General features: G+C 69.3%; 17 protein-coding genes. 11 read left to right on the top strand and 6 right to left on the bottom strand.

Annotation, left to right across the window (positions count from 1 at the left end; genetic code table 11):
• Positions 1-5: 5 nt before the first annotated feature.
• From ACWGIC_RS14840 to ACWGIC_RS14865, 6 genes are all read left to right on the top strand, one after another.
• Entirely contained in the window at positions 6-872 is an 867-nt protein-coding gene (locus ACWGIC_RS14840) for an EamA family transporter (protein WP_452076456.1), read from the top strand.
• Between the two features lie 49 nt (positions 873-921).
• Complete coding sequence (locus tag ACWGIC_RS14845) at positions 922-1836, top strand: hypothetical protein (protein WP_452076457.1); 915 nt, start codon at positions 922-924, stop codon at positions 1834-1836.
• 52 nt (positions 1837-1888) lie between these two features.
• The gene (locus ACWGIC_RS14850) at positions 1889-2263 is read left to right on the top strand and encodes a hypothetical protein (protein WP_452076458.1); all 375 of its coding nucleotides are present in this window, start codon (positions 1889-1891) and stop codon (positions 2261-2263) included.
• Positions 2264-2358: 95 nt separating this feature from the next.
• Positions 2359-2859 carry a MarR family winged helix-turn-helix transcriptional regulator gene (locus ACWGIC_RS14855; RefSeq protein ID WP_452076459.1) on the top strand — a complete coding sequence of 167 codons (501 nt, stop codon included), beginning with the start codon at positions 2359-2361 and terminating at the stop codon, positions 2857-2859.
• 120 nt (positions 2860-2979) lie between these two features.
• Positions 2980-4440, top strand: a complete 1461-nt coding sequence (locus ACWGIC_RS14860; protein WP_452076460.1) for an MFS transporter — start codon at positions 2980-2982, stop codon at positions 4438-4440.
• A 39-nt stretch (positions 4441-4479) separates the two neighbouring features.
• Positions 4480-5685: an FAD-dependent monooxygenase gene (locus tag ACWGIC_RS14865; RefSeq protein ID WP_452076461.1), complete on the top strand. Its 1206-nt coding sequence runs from the start codon at positions 4480-4482 to the stop codon at positions 5683-5685.
• A 108-nt stretch (positions 5686-5793) separates the two neighbouring features.
• On the opposite strand, the gene ACWGIC_RS14870 is transcribed toward ACWGIC_RS14865, so the two are convergent.
• The gene (locus ACWGIC_RS14870; protein WP_452076462.1) at positions 5794-6249 is read right to left on the bottom strand and encodes a hypothetical protein; all 456 of its coding nucleotides are present in this window, start codon (positions 6247-6249) and stop codon (positions 5794-5796) included.
• A gap of 86 nt (positions 6250-6335) precedes the next feature.
• Between ACWGIC_RS14870 and ACWGIC_RS14875 the strand changes: the two genes are divergently transcribed.
• Positions 6336-7073, top strand: coding sequence for a TetR family transcriptional regulator (locus tag ACWGIC_RS14875; protein ID WP_452076463.1), 738 nt, complete (start codon positions 6336-6338; stop codon positions 7071-7073).
• A 138-nt stretch (positions 7074-7211) separates the two neighbouring features.
• Here ACWGIC_RS14875 and ACWGIC_RS14880 read toward each other — a convergent pair whose 3' ends face one another.
• On the bottom strand, positions 7212-8057 hold the full coding sequence (locus tag ACWGIC_RS14880; RefSeq protein ID WP_452076464.1) for an alpha/beta fold hydrolase: 846 nt from the start codon (positions 8055-8057) through the stop codon (positions 7212-7214).
• Positions 8058-8140: 83 nt separating this feature from the next.
• Here ACWGIC_RS14880 and ACWGIC_RS14885 point away from each other — a divergent pair, with 83 nt between their 5' ends.
• Positions 8141-8878 carry a TetR/AcrR family transcriptional regulator gene (locus ACWGIC_RS14885; RefSeq protein WP_452076465.1) on the top strand — a complete coding sequence of 246 codons (738 nt, stop codon included), beginning with the start codon at positions 8141-8143 and terminating at the stop codon, positions 8876-8878.
• Positions 8879-8884: 6 nt separating this feature from the next.
• Here ACWGIC_RS14885 and ACWGIC_RS14890 read toward each other — a convergent pair whose 3' ends face one another.
• On the bottom strand, positions 8885-9778 hold the full coding sequence (locus tag ACWGIC_RS14890; protein WP_452076466.1) for an NAD(P)H-binding protein: 894 nt from the start codon (positions 9776-9778) through the stop codon (positions 8885-8887).
• Positions 9779-9857: 79 nt separating this feature from the next.
• Between ACWGIC_RS14890 and ACWGIC_RS14895 the strand changes: the two genes are divergently transcribed.
• Both ACWGIC_RS14895 and ACWGIC_RS14900 read left to right on the top strand, forming a co-directional pair.
• On the top strand, positions 9858-10493 hold the full coding sequence (locus ACWGIC_RS14895) for a TetR/AcrR family transcriptional regulator (RefSeq protein WP_452076467.1): 636 nt from the start codon (positions 9858-9860) through the stop codon (positions 10491-10493).
• Complete coding sequence (locus ACWGIC_RS14900; RefSeq protein ID WP_452076468.1) at positions 10490-11617, top strand: mandelate racemase/muconate lactonizing enzyme family protein; 1128 nt, start codon at positions 10490-10492, stop codon at positions 11615-11617. Before ACWGIC_RS14895 ends, ACWGIC_RS14900 begins: the two co-directional genes overlap by 4 nt.
• A gap of 40 nt (positions 11618-11657) precedes the next feature.
• On the opposite strand, the gene ACWGIC_RS14905 is transcribed toward ACWGIC_RS14900, so the two are convergent.
• Positions 11658-12830, bottom strand: coding sequence for a glycoside hydrolase family 64 protein (locus ACWGIC_RS14905; RefSeq protein WP_452076469.1), 1173 nt, complete (start codon positions 12828-12830; stop codon positions 11658-11660).
• A gap of 188 nt (positions 12831-13018) precedes the next feature.
• Positions 13019-13537, bottom strand: coding sequence for a lytic polysaccharide monooxygenase auxiliary activity family 9 protein (locus tag ACWGIC_RS14910; RefSeq protein ID WP_452076470.1), 519 nt, complete (start codon positions 13535-13537; stop codon positions 13019-13021).
• 954 nt (positions 13538-14491) lie between these two features.
• Between ACWGIC_RS14910 and ACWGIC_RS14915 the strand changes: the two genes are divergently transcribed.
• The gene (locus ACWGIC_RS14915) at positions 14492-14635 is read left to right on the top strand and encodes a hypothetical protein (protein ID WP_452076471.1); all 144 of its coding nucleotides are present in this window, start codon (positions 14492-14494) and stop codon (positions 14633-14635) included.
• A gap of 12 nt (positions 14636-14647) precedes the next feature.
• Here the strand turns inward: ACWGIC_RS14915 and ACWGIC_RS14920 are convergent, their stop codons facing one another.
• Complete coding sequence (locus ACWGIC_RS14920) at positions 14648-15217, bottom strand: CGNR zinc finger domain-containing protein (RefSeq protein ID WP_452076472.1); 570 nt, start codon at positions 15215-15217, stop codon at positions 14648-14650.
• Between the last annotated feature and the right edge of the window lie 190 nt (positions 15218-15407).

The following is a 15407-nucleotide window of genomic DNA, read 5'->3' on the forward strand; positions in this document are numbered from 1 at the left end:
ACCGCATGGCGACTACGGAACTGGCTCCGCGAACGCGCGGCGACGCCCGGGCGACCGGGGCCGCGATGCTGCTCGGCAGCGCGTTGTCCAACCAGGTCGGCGCGGCGACGGCGGCGCTCGCTTTCCCGGTGCTCGGCCCGCCGGGCATAGTGGCGGTCCGGCAGTGGGTGGCGGCGGTGGTGCTGCTGGCCGTCGGACGGCCGCGGCTGCGGTCGTTCACCGCGCGGCAGTGGCGGCCAGTGCTCGGTCTCGCCGCGGTGTTCGCGACGATGAATCTGTCGCTGTATACGGCGATCGACCGGATCGGTCTCGGATTGGCCGTGACGCTCGAATTCCTCGGCCCGCTGGCGATCGCGCTGGCCGGCTCCCGGCGGCGCACGGATCTGGCGTGCGCGGTGGCCGCCGCGGTCGCGGTCGGAGTGCTGACTCGGCCGCAGCCGAGCACCGACTACCTCGGCATCGGGCTCGCGCTGGTCGCCGCGCTGTGCTGGGCCTGCTACATCCTGCTGAACCGGACCGTCGGCCGTCGCGTGCCCGGTGCGGCGGGGTCGGCTGCCGCGGCCGGGGTGTCCGGTCTGCTGTACGTGCCGATCGGGCTGTTCGCGATGCTGCATCACCCGCCGACGCCTGGTGCGCTCGCGGCGGCGCTCACCGCCGGACTGCTGTCGTCGGCGCTGCCGTTTCTTGTCGACCTGGTGGCGTTGCGGAGGGTCCCGGCGCAGTTCTTCGGGGCGTTCATGAGCATCAACCCGGTGATGGCCACGCTCGTCGGATTGGTGATCCTGGACCAGCGGCTGGACACCGTCGCGTGGGCGGCGATCGGGGTGATCGTGGCGGCGAACACGGTGGCGGTGCTGCGGCGGGCCGGGTAATTGTCGGTGCGGCGGGCTAACGTAGGCGTCGCCGGTGAGGAGGTGTGGCATGGTGCGGATCGCGGATCAGGAGTGGCCGTCGACAGTCGTGCCCGCCGACGCGCGCGAACGCGCACAGGCGACGGGCGTGCTGGTCCGCCGCATGGGCTGGGTGTCCGAGCGGCTGACCCGGGAGGAACGCGACGACGTCGAGCGGCAGCTGGAGTTCTGGTACTCCAACGGCTACTGCCCGGACGCGCTGCTGATCGCGATGAGCGCGCTGCCGGACGGGACGCGCCAGCGGCCGCGCCGGTCCGGGGAGAAACCGGGCGACTTCCTGCGCTCGCGGATGAAGGGCTGGTTCGCCGACGAGTCCGATGCCGCGATGACCGAGGTGCGCGAACCGCCGCGGCGCGGGCAGACCTTCGAGGCTTGGCTCGCGAACCGGCGCAAGCAGGTCGCCGACGAGGGCACGTACCAGCGGCGCTCGCGCTTGACCGACGTGGGGGAGCGAGCCCGGGCCGAGGTTCGCTCGATCGCGGCGTCCCGGCGGAAGGATCCGCTCGCGCGTGTGCGCGAGAGTGAACGTCGGCGCGCGGCCGCGCTGGAGAGTCTGCGGGTGGTCGGCGAGGCGGTCGAGGTACCACCGCCTCCGGCCGAGACGCGCGCGACGCCGCGGATGGTGGCCTCGTTCGCCGGACGGCAGGCGTTGGCTGCGCATTCGCCGCAGGTGCTCCGGATTGTCGAGCGGTTGCGGGCGGAGAAACGGGGACCATCGGCGGCGGAGCTGGCGGTGCTGCGGAACGCGGTTCGCGACGCGCACCACAATGCCGGGCTGGGCACGCTGGAAGCGGCGAGTGCGGAAGTCAACGACGTGGAAACGCTGACGCCGGACGGTCAGCGGATCAAGGATTTCCTCGCGCGTGCGGCAGACGATCGGCTGCCGCTTGACGCGACCGTGCGGTTGCTTCACTCGATGCGGTGAGCTGTGCGTGTCGGGTCACCCGTTGCGGGGAGGGTGCTTCCAGACTCGCCCGGTGACGAACACCTCGATGGACGATGCCGGGCGCTGCTTGCTTTCGGTGGCGTGGAATATCCGGACCGGCGGCCCGCGGGCTGATCCTCGGGCGGATGCGGTGCGGGAGCGGTTGCGGACGTTGTGCCGGGGGCTGGGGCTGGAGGCTTGCCGGCGGGCGGCTGGGGGTGCTGCGGGGGATGTGGTGCCGTTGCTGAGGCTGGCTGATCGGGCTTATGAGATCGACACGTTGCTGTTGCTGGTGGGGACGTCGTTGATTCCGGATCCGGGGCGGGATTCGCGGTGGTGGGCCGAGATCGGCGCGCTGGTGTCCGAAGTGGACGGGCTCGCCGCCGCCGCCGACGCGGTCCTGTGCGAGCCGGCCGGGTCTCGCTGAAGCGACTGGGCGGCTCAGCGGGGTCGCCGAAGCCGGTGAGGAGCACCACATTAAGTTACTAACGTAGTTAGTAACTTATCTAGTAGTCTTTTGGCATGAGCTCTTCGCGCCGTTCCCCCCGCTCCGCCGAGCCGCCCCGTTCCGCGCTTCCGGGCCCGGGCAACGCGGTCATGGAACGCCTGCAAGAGGTGGGGACGCTGACGCGGGTGATCGAGAAGCGCCTGAGCGGAGCGCTGGGCATCAACCCCACGGATCTGTCCGCGATGGAGCATCTCGCCGGCGAAGGGCCGTTGACCGCGAAGGAACTCGCGGACCGGCTGCGGGTTTCGACCGCGGCGAGCACGCATGTCGTGGACCGGCTCGAGAAGGCCGGGCACGTCGTCCGCCGCCCGCACGCCACTGATCGCCGCAAGGTGCTGGTGGAACCGGTCCAAGAGTCGATGGACCGGCTCTTCGGCCATCTTCGCCCGCTCTTGCACGGCATCGAGGACCTCGTCGAAGCACTGGGCCCGGACGGGCGGGACATCGTCGAGAACTTCCTCGCCGGGGTCGTGCGGCTTTACGCCGGCACCGCCGATTCCTTTCCCCGGGACTGACTTTCCCGCCCCGTGCCGGGGCTGTCACGAATCCGCCTCGCCGGGACGCGTTCGCCGCCCCGGCTCCCCAGCACGCCCGGAAACGGGCTGCCCTCCCCGCCGGAATACGGAGAAAACGACATGTCCGTGCCCGAAAAGAAGCCGCCGCGCCGGGCGGTGTGGTGGCTGCTGGCCACCGTCCTCGTCGTCGAGCTGATGGATCTGCTCGACTCGACGATCGTCAACGTCGCGGGACCGTCGCTGGAGCGGTCGCTGGGCATGAGCCCGGTCGGGCTGCAATGGGTGATCGGCGGCTACGCCCTCGCCCTCGGCGCGGGCCTCGTGCTCGGCGGCCGCCTCGGCGACCGCTTCGGCCGCCGCCCGATGTTCCTGGCCGGCCTGGCGGGCTTCACCCTCGCGTCCCTGCTCTGCGCGATCGCGCCGACTGCCGGTCTGCTGATCTGCAGCCGGCTGGTCCAAGGCGTGGCCGGGGCGATGATGCTGCCGCAGGGCCTTGGTCTCCTGCGGGACAACCTCGCCCCGCGCGAGCTCACCAAGGCCCTCGCGGTCTTCGGGCCGGTGCTCGGGCTCGGCGGCGTGCTGGGCCCGGTGCTGGGCGGCGCACTGATCGACGGGGACCTGTTCGGCCTCGGCTGGCGGCTGGTGTTCCTCGTGAACGTGCCGATCGGACTGGTTTCGCTGGCGCTGGCCTGGCGGCTCGTGCCCCGCGGCAGCGCGAGCCGGACGTTGCGCGCGGACATCGTCGGGGCCGTGCTCGTGGCCGCGGCGTCCGCGTTGCTGGTCCTTCCGCTCAACGAGGGACAGGCCGACGGCTGGCCTCTGTGGACCTGGCTGTCGCTGGCCGCGGCGGCGACCGGGTACGCGGTGTTCGCGTGGTGGCAGCGAAGGACTGTGCGCGGGGGCCGCACGCCGCTGGTCGCCCCGTCGTTGTTCGGCAAGTCCTCGTTCACCGTCGGCCTGGTCGCGGTCGCGCTGTTCTTCGGCGGACTGATCGGCACGCAACTGGTCCTGACCTTCTTCCTGCAGATCGGCCAGGGATTCACCGCCGGGCAAGCCGGGCTGGGCAATCTCCCCGTCGCGCTGGGCACCGCGGTCGGCGGCGGAGTCAGCGGCGGGCTGCTCGCCGCCCGGCTCGGCCGCCGGGTGCTGCAGGCCGGCGCGGTGCTTCAGTTCGCGGGCATCGCCTGGCTCTGGCTCGCCCTGGCCGACGCCGCCGGCTTCACGATCTGGCAGATCGTTCCGGGCGGCGTCGTAGCCGGGATCGGCGCGGGCATCGTGATCGCCGCGGTGTTCAACACTGTGCTCGGCGCGGTCGCCGACGATGAGGTCGGGTCCGCCTCCGGGGTGCTCTCCGCTGTGCAGTCCATCGGCGGTTCAGCCGGGGTCGCGGTGTTCAGCACGGTGTTCTTCGCCGGCGCGCGCACCGGGCAGGCTGCCGACGCCTTCCGGGACGCCCTCGTGGTCCAGGCGATCGTCATCGGATTGTTCCTGCTCATCTCGCCGCTGTTCCCCCGCCGCGCCCGTCCCGACGACACCGGCGCAGCGGCCGGAACCGCGACCGCCTCACGTCCGGTCGCCTGACCCGGCACCGGCGTTCCCGCTCCGCGAAAGGACATTCGCATGCCCCGCACCGTCCTGGTCTCCGGCGCCAGCGTCGCCGGGCCCGCACTGGCCTACTGGCTTCACCGGCACGGCATGACCCCCACAGTGCTCGAACGCGCGCCGGAGCTTCGCCTCGGCGGGCAGACAGTCGATCTGCGCGGCGCCGGACGCACTGTCGTCGAACGCATGGGTCTCGAACCGGCGGCCCGCGACCGCGCGACCCGTGAAGAGGGGCTGCGGTTCGTGGACCGCCACAACCGCGTCCGAGCCTCGTTCGGCAGCGATTCCCTCGACGGCGGCGGGTTCGTCACCGAACTGGAACTGCTGCGCGGCGAACTCGCCGACCTGCTTTACCAGCACACCCGCGACGACATCGGCTATCTCTTCGGCGACGAGATCTCCAGCCTGACCGACACCGGCACCGGCGTGGACGTCGGCTTGCGTTCCGGAGCCCGCCGGCGCTTCGACCTCGTCGTCCTCGCCGACGGTTTCCGCTCGCGCACCCGGGACCTCGTCTTCGCCGACCTCGCCCGCGTGCGGTCCTTCGGTCTCTGCACCGCCTACTTCACCGTGCCCCGCACGGAATCCGACGGCCGCTGGGCCCGCTGGTACAACGCACCCGGCCGCCGGGTCGTCCTCCTGCGCCCCGACAATCAGGGCACCACCCGCGCCACTCTGTCCTTCCTCACCCGGCTGGCCGGGCTCGACCTGCTGCGCCCCTCCGCGCAGCAGGACTTCCTGCGCCGGCACTACGCCGACGCGGGGTGGGAAACGCCGCGCGTGCTCGACGCCATGGCCGGCGCACCGGACTTCTACTTCGAATCTGCGGGGCAGATGCACCTTGAGCGATGGTCGCGCGGACGCGTCGCCGCGGTCGGCGACGCGGCCTATTGCGCCTCCCCGCTCAGCGGCATGGGAACCAGTCTCGCGCTCGTCGGCGCCTATGTGCTGGCCGGCGAACTCGGCAGGCACGTCGACCACCGCGATGCCTTCCACGCCTACGAAACTGTCATGCGGCCCTACGTCGCCCAAGCACAGAACGTCTCCTGGCTCGCGCCCCGGCTCGCCTCCCCGAAAACCCGCGCCGGCATCCGGATCCTCAACACTGTCGCGGGCCTGGCCGCCAACCCGCGCGTCAACCGGTTCGCCACTCGGTTCACCAACCCGCCCGCGGACGCCATCGACCTTCCCTGTTACCCGGCGTCCGGAAACACCCCGCATTGACGGCGCTCTCGCCGCGGACCCGAAACTACGGAAGCCGGGCGTCGCAGCACGTCGGCCGGCCGCGCGGGAACTCCTGACCGTCCTCGACGGAGCAGGCTCGCTTCGCGGTCAGGGGCGCTGGCGCACTCCGGCCAGGACGGCGCTCACGCTGGGCAGCCAGCGGTGCCTCGGGTCCGGCGCGGTCAGCCATTCGGGGCCCGTGCCGGGGGCCTGCTGACCGGTCGGCAGGGGGAGGAGCGCACCGCTGTCCAGGACGGTCACGTCGATCGGCAGGGTGCCGCGCAGGAGGAGTTCGCCGTCGGTTTCGGCGAGGATTGCCAGGCGGGGGCCCTGTTGGGTGGGGAGGATCAGGGACGGGCCTTCGCAGCCCAGTGCGGACAGGTGGGCGCGCACCGGGCCCGAGGTGAGCTTCGGCAGCGTGACCGCGCACAGGCCGTTTTCCAGTGCCAGAAACAGGCGAGCGCCTTGCCGTCGGACGGACCAGCCGAACACCCCGCCGTAATACGCGTCCGCCGGGTCTGGGCCGGTGTGGTGGTCGGGCCGCAGTTGCTGGTCGAGAGTCATCGTCGACGCCTTCCGCTCGCATGGGGTGCCTGACCATGCTAACGGCACTGAGTGCCACTAGCAACCCGGGCTGCTACCGTTCGGGAATGACGGAGACGCCGCGCACCCGGGTCGGGGCCACGCCGGCCGGGCGGCGGCAGTTGCGTCGCGCGCTGGCGACGGCGGCGGTGGATCTCTTCGCTGCCAACGGGTACGAGGCGACGACCATCGACGACATCGCCGCGGCGGCGGGCGTCGGGCGGCGGACGTTTTTCCGGTACTTCGACAGCAAAGACGACGTCCTCTTCGCCAACCACGACGAGATCGTCGCCGAGATGGAGCAGGTCTTCGAGACCGCGGACCCGGCGCGCGACCCGATCGAGGTGGCCACCGCGGCGGTGTCGCTCGTGCTGGAGTCCTACGCGGCGGAGCTGGACGTCTCGCTCAAGCGCTTCACGCTCACCCGCACGGTGCCCTCGTTGCGAGACAAGGAAGTCGCGACGGTCGACCGTTACCAGCGCGTCCTTGCCCGCTACCTCCAGGACCGCTTCGCCGCCGCCGGGGACGAGGCGGCGACTCTTCGCGCCGCGGTGGCTGCGGCGGCGATCGCGGCGGCCAACAACCACGTCCTGCGGCGCTGGTTGCGCAGCGGCGGACGGGACGACATCGAGGCCGCGGCGACCGAGGCGTTCACCCTGGTCGCGGACGCGTTCCGGACCTCCGGCGGGAAGCGGTCGGGCGAGGCGGAGCCGGGCACGGTGGTGGCGGTGCTCAGCACTGCGACGCCGTTGCACGAGGTGGTGACGCGGATCGGCGCCGCGCTGCGCGAGGCCGAGTCCGGGTGAGGGGCTTGCCGGTCGGCAAGTGAAGTGCACTGAGTGCCATTGGCAGGCCCGAGGTGTGGGGCGAGCAGGGGGCCAGCGGGGGAATCGGCTGGCGAGCATGGGTGCCGGGGTCTGCGTCGAGAGGCGGCGGACGGACGGTCAGGGCGTGAAGAAAGCGCGCAAGGCTTCGGCGACGTGGGTGGGATCGCCGTCGTCGTCCGGGCCGGAATGTCCCAAGCCGGGGAAGGTGATCCGGTGCGCGTGCGGGATCTCGGCGGACAGTTCGTCCAGCGCGATCCGGAGGAACGCCGGGCTTGTGCTGCCGCCGAGCAGCAGAACTCTCGAGCCGAGGTTCGCGTAATCCCTTGCTGTGCCAGCCAATTCCTCGACCAGCCGCACGTCGAAGCGCTGAGTCGGGACGAGTGCCGGAATCGGCACGTCGTCCTGGCCCCGGCTGCGTTGCAGGCGAGTGCCGATCGCCAGGAGCGGCACGAGTGCGAACCTCGGGATCCGGCCGAGCGCCGGTTCGACTTCCAGCCCCTTCAACACTGTCGCCAGCGCTGAAGCGAGTCGCCCGCGGGCGACCTCCTGCTCGAAGCGAGGCACCCAGTCCATCGGCACCGAATCGTTGATCGACAGCGGTGGTTCGTACAGGGCGACCGCACTGATCTCGGAGATCGAAAGCGCGCTCCGCAGCGTGATCAATGCTCCTGAGCTGAGCCCGAAAACGCGCGACGCACCGGTTTTCTCGACCAGTGCGCGCAAGTCTTCCGTCTCCCGCGCGATTCCGTAGTCGGCACCGTGCGGTCCGCTGAGTCCTCGGCCGCGCCGGTCGGGCACGCAGACGGTGAACTCGTTCGACAGCACGGTCGCGAGCTTCATCAGGTGCTGCGCCGCCTGCATGCCCCCGTGCAGGAGGAGCACCGGCGGGCCGTCGCCTAGCCGGCGATAGCCGATGACGGTCCCGTCGGCGGAGCGGACCGACTCGGTGCGGTACTCGATCACCGGTCTTCCCGATTACCTGGGCACAGTGTTCGCATAAAGACCACGCTATCGAACCGCGTACGGTGTTCGCAATAATGGAGCCCATGGTTGACGACGGAGCGCGGGCGGACGAGGTGCGCCCGCCGATCTGGCTGCGGCCGGAACGCGGTGCCCGTGGCCCGCGTCCGGCGCACAGCCGAGCCGATCTCGCGGCCGCGGCCGTCCGGGTCGCTGACGCGGACGGCCTCGAAGCGGTGTCCCTGCGCCGGATCGCCAGCGAGATGGGCACTGGGACGACCACGCTGTACCGCTACATCGCCACGAAGGACGAGCTGCTCGATTTGATGATCGACGCCGCCTTCAGGGAACGCGAGCCTCCATCGCCGACCGGTGACTGGCAGGCGGATCTGCGAGCAATCGCTTGCGAGTACCGCGCTTTGGTGGTGCGTCACCCGTGGCTGGCCGCGTTGCCCGCGACCCGTCCGGCGCTGGGGCCGAACAGCCTGGCGTGGCTGGACGCGGCGTACGCGACCGTGGACGTGCTGGACCTGACCGCGGACGAGGTCATGGCCCAGGTGGGTACTCTGCTGACCTTTGTCCGCGGCCACGTCCTCGACGAGCTGGCCGAACAAGAAACGGCGCGGCGGTCCGGAGTGGACATGCGGGCCTGGCTCGAGGCGCAGGCGCGCTACGGCGAATTGATCATCGGCAGCGGCGATTATCCGCATCTGAGCCGGATCATGGTCGAAGCGGAAACGCCGCATGCCGACGACCGCCATGAGCGAGCCTTCCGGCGAGGGCTGGACCACATCCTGACCGGACTGGCCCACAGCGGCCGATAGGCGGGGTCAGGCTTTCTCCACTGCGGGCTTGAGAACTTCTTCGCACCACTGCCGGAAAGTCGTCGGGGTCTCGATCGCATGCTGCGGCGTGCGGACGACACCCTCGTCCAGGTGGTTCAGCTTCGCGGTCGCCATGTCCATCATGGACTGTGCCATCGCCTCGGAGTGGCCGTTCGCGAGGACCTGCGAGCCCAGTGCCGAGACCGGGATTTGCTGGTATTTCACCGAAGTTCCCAGCACCTCGCTGACAATGGCGGCCTGCTGCTCCGGCGACAGGTCTTCCGGTCCGAGCACCGGAACGTCTTCCCTGCCGGTCCACAAAGGATCGAGCAGCAACCGCGAAGCGACGGCGGCGATGTCGCGCGTGCAGACGAGCGGTGCCGCATAGTCCGGCGGCAGGACGTCGTAGAAGGTGCCTTGCTCTTTGAGTACCGCGGCTTGACGCAGCAGATTGTCCATAAAGGTCGGATTCGCCAATGCGCGGAAGGCTGCTCCGGTGTCGGCGATGAGGTCGTCCATCGCCAGCGTGGCGGTGACGTGTCCGGCCCGTTCGGCGAAGGCGGCGCCGCGGCCGAGCGCGCTGACCGAGACGACCCGGCGGACGCCGTGGGTGCGGATCGCGTCGACGGCGGGGCGGGCGAAACCCGAGTAGGCGTCGTCGACGCTCGCGGCCCGCGGGTCGGGCGGGACGAGCCAGAAGACGGTGTCCGCGCCGTCGAAAGCACCGGCCAGTACCTCGGGATCGCTGTGCGAACCAGCGTGGACTTCCACTCGTTCGCGCAGGTCAGCGGGCAGTTTCGCGGGATCGCGGACGATCGCGCGGACAGGGCGCGAACCGTCGGCGACCTCGGCGAGGACGCGGCTGCCGATGTTCCCGGTGGGGGCGGTGACGACGATCATGCGGGTGCTCCAGGAGACTGTCGAAGAGGTGGAGGAGAAAGTAAACTCCACCGTACCGTTTACTTTTGGCGGAGGCAAGATGGCGCGTGAAGGCGGTTCGCAGCTGCGGGGTGCGGAGTTGCGCAGGCACATCCTGCTGGCAGCGAAGAACGTGTTCCTCGAAACCGGGTTCGAGCGCGCCTCGATGGACGCGGTCGCGGCTGGTGCGGGGACGTCCAAGCGGTCGTTGTACGCGCACTTCGAGAGCAAGGACAAGCTGTTCCTCGCGGTGCTCGACCTGGTCCGCGAGCTGTATCTCGGCAAGCTCATGACCCCGGACGTCTACGCGGCCGACCCGGCCGAGGCGGTCGCGTTGTTCTGCGGCCGGTTCCAGCAGCTGCTGACTTGGGAGCCGCAGGCGCGGACGTGCCGGCTCTGCATCTCGGCCGCCGAGCGGTTGCCGGACAGTGCGAAGGCGTACTACGACTCGATGTTCGCGGTGATGTACGCGCGGCTCGGCGATTATCTCGCTGCGCAGTACAAAATGGACAGTTCGGAAGCGGCGGCGCTCGCGGAAGATCTGGTGGGGCGGACTGTGCTGCCGCGAGTGTTCCGGGTGTTGCTGAAGGCCGAGCCGGCGATCGAGGAAATGCCGGGGACTGAGGCGACGGTGGAGAACGTCGAGCTGGAACCGATCCGGCGGGTCGTTTCGGCGGAGCTGGGGCAGCGGGGATGAAGATCGCCGACGTTGCCGTGTGGGTCGTGAATCTGCCGTTGACGAATCCGTTCACCAGTTCGTTCGAGACCAAGACCGGCGAAACCCGCACGGTGGTGCGGCTGCGCACGGACACCGGAGCCGAGGGCTGGGGCGAGACGATGTGGGGCCGTCCGGTCGCCGAGCTGACCCGGAAACTGGGCGCGGAAATGATCGGGACCAGTCCGTTCGCGCTCGAAGCCTTCCATCGCCGGCAGCACATGGTGCCGTTTTTCCACGGCTACCTGGGTTATGCGGCGCTGGCCGGGTTGGACGTCGCGTGCTGGGATCTCATCGGAAGGATCACCGGGCAGTCTGTTACGGATCTGCTCGGCGGGGCGGTGCGGACTGAAGTGCCGATCACTGCGTTGGTCACGCGTGCCGACGCCCCCGGTGCGGAAGGCGAGGAACTCGCGCAAGCCTTGGCTGAGCACGCGGCGAGAGTGGTCGTTGAGGGCGGATTTTCCGCGGTGAAAGTGAAAGGCACCCGGGACGTCCGCGGAGACGTCCGGATTCTCCGTGCGCTGCGGAGTGCGCTGCCGGAGGTCGAGTTGCGCGTCGATCCCAACGCGGCGTGGTCGGTGCCGGACTCGATTCGCGCTGGGATCGCGTTGGAGGAGCTGGACCTGGAGTACCTCGAAGACCCGTGCGCGGGGATCGAGGGGATGAGCCAGGTTCGTGCGAAGGTGCGGATTCCGTTGTGCACCAACATGTGCGTGGTCAGGTTCGAGGAGTTCGCTCCGGCGGTGCGGCTGGGTGCGGTCGACGTGATCCACGGGGACGTCTACAAGTGGGGCGGCATCGCGGCGACGAAAGCGCTCGCGGCGCATTGCGAGACGTTCGGGCTCGGGATGAATCTGCACAGCGGCGGCGAACTAGGGATCGCCACCGCTGCGCATCTGGCGGTGGTGGCCAGCACGCCGGTGCTCTCGCGGGCGATCGACAGCATGTACTACCTGCACGCTGACGACATTGTGGCTCCGCTGCGGCTTTCCGGCGGCCGGTTGCAGGTGCCGGACGGGCCTGGGCTCGGTGTGGAAGTGGATGAGGAGAAGCTGGCTTTTTACGCGGCGAAGAACGAGCGGGAGGGCGATCTCACCGGATGACGGTGCCGTAGTCCTCAAAGGACTACGGCACCGCTTTGGTTCACCGCAAGGCGTTTACCGTGATGGTGAGCGTGTCCGGGTCGCCTGCCTGCACCGCTCCGCTGAAATCGGGGCCAGGGGAGACGTCGTCGTAAGGGAACGCGTAACCCCGGTTGTCCGGCAGTTTGCTGTGCACGATCCGGGCGTAGTGGTTGGTTTCCGGATTCTGGTAGAATTTCGCCGGGTCCTCGCCGGTCGGCTGTTTCGGGTTGTCGCGCAGGGTGGTGCGGTTCAACGCCGCCGCCAGCCGGGGGACGATCGCCTTGCGTGCGTCGCTGTCGCCTTGCTTGATGGCGAACGGGCCGCTGTCGCAGCTCCACACGTCCGGCGTGGCGGGCTTCTCGAATCGTTCGCCGTTGTTGAAGGCGAGCACGCCGTCCGCGCCGACCTGGCCGGTGAACGCGCCGAGCCCGGGAACCTGGGTGTCGACGGTGAGCGTCCCGCTGGTGTATTTCTGCCATACCTCGTCGATGTAACCGTCGAGGTATCCGCCGAACTGGTCGGCGCGGTAATGCGCCGACAGGGCGCGCAACGGCTTGCCGTCGCCGCCGGTTTCGATGAGCGTGCCCCATTTGCCGCCCTGGGCGTTGAGCGCGTCGCAGATCGGGTCGAGCGAGCGGGCCGGAAGGCCGGGCACGGTCTGGTCGCCGGAGCCGGTCGTAGTGAGGTGCAGGCCGATCGGGATCGCGACGAAGTCGACGTAGCTGATGTTGGCGAACAGCACGTCGTTGTTGAAGGTGAATTCGCAGAACGACCAGTTCCGGTGGTAATTCGGGTCGTCGGCGGCGAGGAAACTCGGGTGCACGAGCGCCGGGCCCTGGTTGACGAAGAAGTCGAGTTTGCTGTCGAGGACGACGTAGATCCGGGCCGCGTACATTTTCGGGACAGTGACCTGGGAAAGCGACTTCAGCGGGATCGCGCAGTCCTCGTCCAGCGGGGTGTGGTCGCTGCCCGGGGACGGCGGATAGTAAGGCGTCCCATCGGCTTTCAGGATGACGAGCCGGTTGTCCAGCGTGGTGCCGGTGATGTACGCGTATGCCTCGCTGGCGCCGGATCGGTCGTCGAAAGCGACCTTCGCGGTGTCGGGAGTGGTCGCGGAGGCGAACGCGGAGTTCCAGAGTGGAAATGTCGCGGCTGCCGCGGATGCGCCGAGGAATGCCCGCCGGGAAATCAAGGAAAACCGCCTCCTGGAGTCGTGCCCTTTTCCGGTGACCGGCACGCTAGTCACGGCGCGGAGACGGGGTCAACGAACGCGGGAGAAATTGGCTGGTTTTGTCATTCCCGGCGGCAGTCCTCGGCGCGCACTGAGGCACGGGCCGCCGCCACGGCCCGTGCCTCAGTGTCTGTTGTGGACTGTGCGGGTCAGCTGACCTGCAGGTCGATACAGGCGTAGAAGGCGTTCGCGGTGTCCGCGATGTTCCAGACGGCGAGCACCGTCTGCCTTCCGGTGTGCCCCTTGAGGTTCACGTTGTGGGTGACCGTCGCCGGGGGCTGCTGGCCGCCGCCGTTCACGGTGGCGATCTTGTCGTTGCCGATCCAGTACTCGTAATTGGACGTGCGGTGCCGGGCAGTGAACTTCCAGGTGAAGGCCACCGAGGAACCGACCGGCGTCGCCTTCCAGCCCTTGTTGTTGTCGTTCAGCTCGGCGAACTGGGCATTGCCGCCATTGCAGCTGTGCAGCCCCTTCGGCCCTTCCACGCTCTGCGGTTCGTACTTGATCTGGCCGCAGGACACCGTTCCCTGCGCGCACTGGGCCTGCCGGCTCGCCGGCGCGTTGACATACCCGTGCGCGCTGGCGATTCCTGCCGGGCTGATCAGCACGAGCACCGGCGCGATCGCCGTGCCTACCGCGGCGGCGACGAGTTTCCGGTTCGCTTTCATGGGCAGCTCCTTCGGGGAATGCTCTTTTTCCGGTGCGGGTACGACAAAGCGACGCACCGGCTTTCCGGGAGCCGGCCCGCACCAGGAGAGAGCGAAGGGGGTGGGCTTCTTGGTCTAGACCATACGCCCGGGGCTCGGGAAAGGTCAACAGCTGGCAAAGAAAGGCGCACTCGCGGTTATCTGTCAACGTTGTCAAGCAAGACCACTGTCTCTTGTGGTGCTTGCCAGTCGGCTTCCGCGGATTGCGCCGGACGAGTGGCAAGGGCGCGGATCATGGCCACCCAGCGTGATTCCTTCTGCTTGCGACTGTCTATAGTGGACAGTGCGAAGCTGCGCGGGCGCACGGAAATCGGTGGAGCGGGGTGATCCGGTGCAGCGATTCTGCCCGGCCTTCGAAATCCCCGACTTCCGGAGGGTTGAACAGATTCGGCCGGGAATGCTGAACTGGACGGTTGGGTGTTCGCGCGGACGGGGACGGTTTCGTCTTCGCGGCGGGTCATTTCTGCCGGGTCGGGTCGTGCGGCTGGCAATAGCGTCGGCAAGACGGGCGGCTCGTTCCGGAGGCGGGGGCTGGTGTCGGTCGGTGCTGGTCTCCGATCTGCGGATCGCCTCGGGTGCCGTGCGGGTGGCCGCTGGCGAGCGCGGGATGCTGCGTGGGACCGCGCTGGCCGCGGCCAGTTCGGCCGTCAGTGCGGTCAGGTTGTCTTCCGGCTGGTCAGGCGGGCGAGCCCTGGCGATCGGGTCGTCACGACGGGATTCGGCAATGCATGCGCGAGATCCAGTCAGGCGGGGCGGCGGGGATCGCAACCTGGTGGGTTTTGTCCTGCCGGACGAGGTCGTCGATGCTGCGCAGGCCCGGGGCAACGCGTCCGGACGACGCGGCGTGGAGCGGCCTCATCGCGAGCTTCTCTCCCCGGGTCGGCAATTCGTGCGGTCAATGGCCGGGGCCTCCCGGTGCTGCGGCATCCCGAGGCCGGAGAACTGACGGCGCGGACCGAAGTGCTTGCCCTGATGGAGAATCCGGACCAGGGAGTACTGATCCGCTGGGCGGCGGGCGGTGTCGCCCAGGCCGCGTTGACCCCCTTGCCCACCGGCTGACCGCGGCCCCGGTCAGGATTGCCGGGAGGGAGCCAACGGGGGATTGCCCCGCCGTCGCGCGCGGTAGGCCGCGGCCTTCATCTTGTTCCCGCAGGTCGCCATAGCGCACCATTCGCGCCGCGATCCGCGCGAATGATCCAGGTAGACCTGCGTGCACTCCGGGCGTCCGCATTCCTTGAGCAGATCCGCGTCCGGGCCGCCCAGAATCGTCACCGCGATCCGCGCCACCGTCGACAGCGCCTGTCCCGCGGTCGCCTGGACGTGCCGTCCGGTCCGGCTCAGTTGCGGAACCGCGTCGGGCTGCGCGGCCGCCTCGTTGACCAGGGCCAACGCCTCCGGGTCGTATTCCTGGCCGACCAGCCGGGCCGCGACCAGCGCATAGATCGCTTCCCGGACCGCGATCGCCCCGGCCAGGTCGGCGGCCGTGCTCCCCGGATCGGTGTCGGTGACGCCAGACTCCCGGAACCAGGCGTCCAGGCTGCGCGGCGACCCCAGCATCTCCGCCGGCTCATCGTTGCGGCGGGCGCGCAGCGTGCCGACGAAGTCCAGTGCCGGGTTCCCGCAGGGGAAGGCGTGCTCCATGCGCACCAGTCTGACAGGTGATGAATCAGGGTGCAAGCAAGGCTAACCGCTCTAGGGGGTTATGAGTAGCAGGTCACAGAAATGCGTAACCATCTTGACCGGTGATGAATGCGCGTGCGAAGGTTCTCTCGTCGCCGAGACCGGCTCGGTCTCCACTCGAAAGGAACAGTCCGATGGACCCGATCACCCT

This window comes from Amycolatopsis sp. NPDC054798 (genome assembly GCF_053611505.1).

What these genes read in the sequence shown, in the direction of transcription:
- ACWGIC_RS14840 (WP_452076456.1), top strand. Translation starts at nt 6, where the DNA reads ATGGCGACTACGGAACTGGCTCCGCGAACGCGCGGCGACGCCCGGGCG.
- ACWGIC_RS14845 (WP_452076457.1), top strand. Translation starts at nt 922, where the DNA reads ATGGTGCGGATCGCGGATCAGGAGTGGCCGTCGACAGTCGTGCCCGCC.
- ACWGIC_RS14855 (WP_452076459.1), top strand. Translation starts at nt 2,359, where the DNA reads ATGAGCTCTTCGCGCCGTTCCCCCCGCTCCGCCGAGCCGCCCCGTTCC.
- ACWGIC_RS14860 (WP_452076460.1), top strand. Translation starts at nt 2,980, where the DNA reads ATGTCCGTGCCCGAAAAGAAGCCGCCGCGCCGGGCGGTGTGGTGGCTG.
- ACWGIC_RS14865 (WP_452076461.1), top strand. Translation starts at nt 4,480, where the DNA reads ATGCCCCGCACCGTCCTGGTCTCCGGCGCCAGCGTCGCCGGGCCCGCA.
- ACWGIC_RS14870 (WP_452076462.1), bottom strand. Translation starts at nt 6,249, where the DNA reads ATGACTCTCGACCAGCAACTGCGGCCCGACCACCACACCGGCCCAGAC.
- ACWGIC_RS14875 (WP_452076463.1), top strand. Translation starts at nt 6,336, where the DNA reads ATGACGGAGACGCCGCGCACCCGGGTCGGGGCCACGCCGGCCGGGCGG.
- ACWGIC_RS14885 (WP_452076465.1), top strand. Translation starts at nt 8,141, where the DNA reads ATGGTTGACGACGGAGCGCGGGCGGACGAGGTGCGCCCGCCGATCTGG.
- ACWGIC_RS14890 (WP_452076466.1), bottom strand. Translation starts at nt 9,778, where the DNA reads ATGATCGTCGTCACCGCCCCCACCGGGAACATCGGCAGCCGCGTCCTC.
- ACWGIC_RS14895 (WP_452076467.1), top strand. Translation starts at nt 9,858, where the DNA reads ATGGCGCGTGAAGGCGGTTCGCAGCTGCGGGGTGCGGAGTTGCGCAGG.
- ACWGIC_RS14900 (WP_452076468.1), top strand. Translation starts at nt 10,490, where the DNA reads ATGAAGATCGCCGACGTTGCCGTGTGGGTCGTGAATCTGCCGTTGACG.
- ACWGIC_RS14910 (WP_452076470.1), bottom strand. Translation starts at nt 13,537, where the DNA reads ATGAAAGCGAACCGGAAACTCGTCGCCGCCGCGGTAGGCACGGCGATC.
- ACWGIC_RS14920 (WP_452076472.1), bottom strand. Translation starts at nt 15,217, where the DNA reads ATGGAGCACGCCTTCCCCTGCGGGAACCCGGCACTGGACTTCGTCGGC.